Source organism: Acinetobacter sp. SA01 (assembly GCF_011319235.1).
In the GTDB taxonomy this organism is placed as follows: Bacteria; Pseudomonadota; Gammaproteobacteria; order Pseudomonadales; family Moraxellaceae; genus Acinetobacter.
On sequence record NZ_WXXM01000041.1, the window covers coordinates 1 to 4,208 of the forward strand.

The 4,208-nt window shown below is 36.8% G+C and carries 3 protein-coding genes and 2 pseudogenes; 1 reads left to right on the forward strand and 4 read right to left on the reverse strand.

Annotation, left to right across the window (positions count from 1 at the left end; translation table 11 throughout):
- Together GTU69_RS16830 and GTU69_RS16835 are read right to left on the reverse strand one after the other, a co-directional pair.
- Positions 1 to 924: BapA prefix-like domain-containing protein (locus GTU69_RS16830; protein WP_166172209.1), on the reverse strand; the 924-nt coding region annotated here is incomplete at its 3' end.
- A 41-nt stretch (positions 925 to 965) separates the two neighbouring features.
- Positions 966 to 1,820 carry an OmpA family protein gene (locus GTU69_RS16835; RefSeq protein WP_166172210.1) on the reverse strand — a complete coding sequence of 285 codons (855 nt, stop codon included), beginning with the start codon at positions 1,818 to 1,820 and terminating at the stop codon, positions 966 to 968.
- A gap of 218 nt (positions 1,821 to 2,038) precedes the next feature.
- Here GTU69_RS16835 and GTU69_RS16840 point away from each other — a divergent pair.
- Positions 2,039 to 3,187, forward strand: a pseudogene (locus GTU69_RS16840) (IS3 family transposase).
- A 46-nt stretch (positions 3,188 to 3,233) separates the two neighbouring features.
- On the opposite strand, the gene GTU69_RS16845 reads toward GTU69_RS16840, so the two are convergent.
- Positions 3,234 to 3,959: a hypothetical protein gene (locus GTU69_RS16845; protein WP_166172211.1), complete on the reverse strand. Its 726-nt coding sequence runs from the start codon at positions 3,957 to 3,959 to the stop codon at positions 3,234 to 3,236.
- Between the two features lie 127 nt (positions 3,960 to 4,086).
- Positions 4,087 to 4,208 (reverse strand): annotated as a pseudogene (locus GTU69_RS16850) (IS5/IS1182 family transposase); the annotation flags it as partial.

Here is a 4,208-nt window from a genome sequence, read left to right on the forward strand (position 1 = left end):
TGTTAAGGCACTGTTGTAGTGGCCTGAAGCATCTGTCTGTACGGTCTTGGTCACAGTCACTGGATTGCCGTTGGCATCTTTACCAGTAATCGTCAGTACAACATTAGTACCTGGGGCAACATCTGTTGTTGTTCCTGTAATTAAACCTGACTCAACAATATCCACCGTGATTGCACTATCAACACGATCTAAACCACCTTGATCTGGGGTACTCGGATTATTGTCATGATCTGTCTTTTCAAGACTATCCTCTGCTTTTACCGTATTACCATTACGATCAATAACTTCAGATTCTACTTTAAGCTCACCATCTGCAAAGTCCGGTGGCACGTCTGTTGTATAATTACCATCTTTATCTACCTTAACAGTTTCTTCATGGGTAATTAACTTGCCATCCTTGTCTTGACCTGTAATAGTAATCTTGACCTTAGTTCCTTCAGGCACATTCTCTGTTTTACCTGTGATAGTACCGTTCGTTTCTACTCCAATTTTGTTTGTACCGTTAGGAATGCTCTCTTTTTTATCATCATCATTTGTAGCAGCAATTACACCACCTATAACTCCAGCACCAACTAGCCATGGCAAGAGTCCTATGAGCTTACTACCAGCTTCTGGTAATAAAACTTCTAAACCAGGAATATGATTAAAGCCCGAAGCACCATCAAACCAATAGAGAACACATCCATCTTCTTCAAAAACCAAGTCAGAAGAAACATCGTCATATGTTATGAAAAAACCTTCTATAACAATAATTTCTCCATTTTTAAGCTTAAGTACTAAATTATTTCCATCGCGTACAAACTCAGCTACATCATCGCGGTTCATTTTAGTATAAACAATAGATGCTTCATTTAAGCTAACATGTGCTGTATCAATCGTTGCTTTATTTAAAGAATCTTTTTCTATTACAATAAACTTAGTCATATCTCACCCAAAATTAGATTTACTTATATTGAAAAATTCAATTACTTAGTAATGCCCGTGATTTCCACACTCACACGACGGTCTGGCTGTAAACACGTTTTTAGCTCTTCACGTTGTTTCACATCAAAACAACCATTCGTGATGGGTTGTTGTTTACCAGCGCTCTCTGCCGAAATAATATTTCCAGCTACACCGTTTTGAACTAACAAATTCCGTACGGTATTTGCACGATTTTGACCTAATTGCAAGTTATAGCTATCACTGCCCAAACGGTCTGTATAACCTGTCAACTTAATTTGATTCACAGAAACAAAATTATTTAAAATTTGAGAAGCTACGTTTAAAACTTCTTGGCGACCTTTCGGAAGTAGGTCATTTAAAGAAGAACCGTTAAATTTAAATAAAGTGTCAGCAGCTAAATCTAGAGTTAATGTTTTTTCAGTGATGCTTTTAGCTGCTTTTGCTGGTGTTTTACAAACCAGAGGAGTTCCATTATTTAAAATAAATGGTTTTCCAACATTGTCTACCGACAGCACAAATTCATTACTACTCAACTGACCAATAGCCAAATCGACATCACAACTTTGACATGATGCTTCTGTGCAATTCTTAACCTTAAAATTATAAGATTCTGATTTTAATTGATATTTTGCAGTATTATTTACATAAAAATTGCCAGCCAAAATATTATCAATATAGAAGTTAATTGGGCATCCCTGCTTTTCCAAAGTGTCTTCTGCACACAATTTATCATCACGTTGTACACGAATCAGCTGATCATTGCTTAATGTTGCATTTTGAAAACGTAAGTTTTGCACTTGTGAATATGGATTAGAAATACAAGCAGTCAGCCCTATAGGCCCCACCACCAATACAGCGAATAAAAACTTAGACATCGGCACAGCTCCCTAATCAATTTAGAATTTTAATAAATGTGTATTTCGAACATATTTTGCATATTATCAAAAAAGTGTGCATATTGCACACTTTTTTAATTTATCTATTTATTATTCATTTAATAAAGCGCTATAGAATTACATCAAACAGATAAAGTGGACTGCTACCACTCTCCTAGATAAATTTCGTCTATTCTTTTTGCATAGGAGAGAACATTATGAGTGGACAACGCTATACCCCAGAATTTAAAGATGAAGCAGTTAAATTGATTACTGAACGTGGATATTCTGTCACTGATGTCGCAGAACGCTTAGGTGTATCACAGCACAGCATTTATAAATGGCTAAAGGGCGTACAGCCTTTACGCAATAACCCTGATGAACATGAACTTCTTGAGGCAAAGAAAGAAATCCTGCGCCTTAAAAGTCAGCTTAAACAAACTGAAGAGGAACGGGATATCCTAAAGTGAAAGCACTGCTTTCACGCCGCTTTGCAAGCCTGCCAGAGTGAAGTATCAGTTTATCCTTGAATACAGCCATCAGTTTAAAATTAAAACGATGTGTCGGGTTCTTAAGATTGCTCGTGCTGGCTATTACGCCTGGTTGCATGAACCCGAATCAGGCAGAACCATTGAAGACAAACGGTTATTACAACTTATTCGCTCTTCTTATGAAGCCAGTTATGGTATCTATGGGTATCGTCGCATCATGCTGGATCTAAAAGAGTTAGGGGAAAGCTGTGGGCCTAATCGTGTGCTGAAGATCATGAAGAACAATGGCATTGCCGCTGTTCGAGGATATAAAAAGCATAAAAATTATGGCTATGGTCGTCCTCAAATCATTCCACCAAATCACTTAAATCGAGAGTTTGTTGTAAACACGCCTGATACTTCTTGGGTGACTGATATAACTTACATTCGCACCTGGCAAGATTGGTTATATCTGGCTGTGGTTCTCTTGGTTTATATTCAAGGAAAGTCATCGGTTGGTCAATGAAACCTACGCTTGCCAAGGATATCGTTTTGGATGCAATTTTCATGGCCGTGTGGCGACGCAGACCAAATGAGCCTGTGATCATACATTCAGATCAAGGCTCACAATATAGCAGTGGAGACTGGCAGAAATTCTGTCAGAAGCATAACTTGGTTCCGAGTATGAGTCGTCGAGGAAACTGTTGGGATAATGCTGTTGCAGAATCTTTTTTTAGCAGCTTAAAGAAGGAAAGAATTAAAAAGAGGATCTATAAAACACGAGAAATGGCACGAGCAGATGTATTTGATTACATCGAGATGTTTTACAATCGGATTAGGCGCCATTCGTATCTCGACGGAATGAGCCCAGAAGCATTTGAGGCAGCTTCAAAATGAGGCTGCCTCGTGTCTAGGATAATGGGAGCAGTCCAAAGCGTCCGTTTTAATTAGGGGCTATTACACGATGATTTATACCATACATAACTAATTGAGAAGCTGTGCATTCATCAATTAATTGATCCGGATGATCAATTGCATATTTAGCATCGTAAACAACTTTCCACTCACCCACATCATCTAATTTGAACTGATAACGATAACTTTTTGTTTCGTTCGGTTTAATCAGGCTAATTTGTTGTTGATCTGGGCAAGAAACTCCATTTTTTTCTGCCTTATTTACATCATGGTTTATTAATGATATTGGTGAAAAACACTGATCTGTATATTCATATATATTTTTATCTGTTAGATTTTTAACGTTTATATGAACTATAAAGTTTTGAAAATCATATTGAGAGATATGTTCCAAATGAATTGCTAGTTCTTTTTCTATCAATTCACCAGTCTTAGGATCTTCAAGTTGTAATGTGCGTTCTACAATACCACAGTAATCTATGATTTTCCCAGATAAATACAAAGTTACCAAAGGGTTCGATATATCATTTTCTATTGGAGATAATATAGGTGGTGATGGCAATATGTCTGGTGGAATTGAAGGATATCCCTCTTTCGGAGGATTACTAGCCAATGGTGGATTTGGATTTTGCCCTCCTCCAAGCCCAGTTCCTGATCCACCGAGACTTACACCAGCAGAAAAATTATTCTCACCACAACCATACAATAAGGCAAGACTAGAAATAAAGATTAAAGATTTGTAATTGAATAACATGTTATGTTATCTCTAATAGATTATTTATAAACAAAAAATCTATATTGTACCGTTATTTTATCAAAATGTGTACTTAGCACATGAATGATTTATATAATGACAATTTTTTTATAATTAGGGCGTGTCCTCATTTGGCTTTGCACCAAATAAATATGCAGGCTATACGGATCATAGATTTATAATTGCGTGCTAGTTTATCAAATCGAGTTGCAATAGCACGGAAATGTTTTAATCTCGCAAAAGCATTTT

Excerpts from the sequence above, each read along its gene's own strand:
- GTU69_RS16835 (WP_166172210.1), bottom strand. The coding sequence starts at position 1,820 with ATGTCTAAGTTTTTATTCGCTGTATTGGTGGTGGGGCCTATAGGGCTG.
- GTU69_RS16845 (WP_166172211.1), bottom strand. The coding sequence starts at position 3,959 with ATGTTATTCAATTACAAATCTTTAATCTTTATTTCTAGTCTTGCCTTA.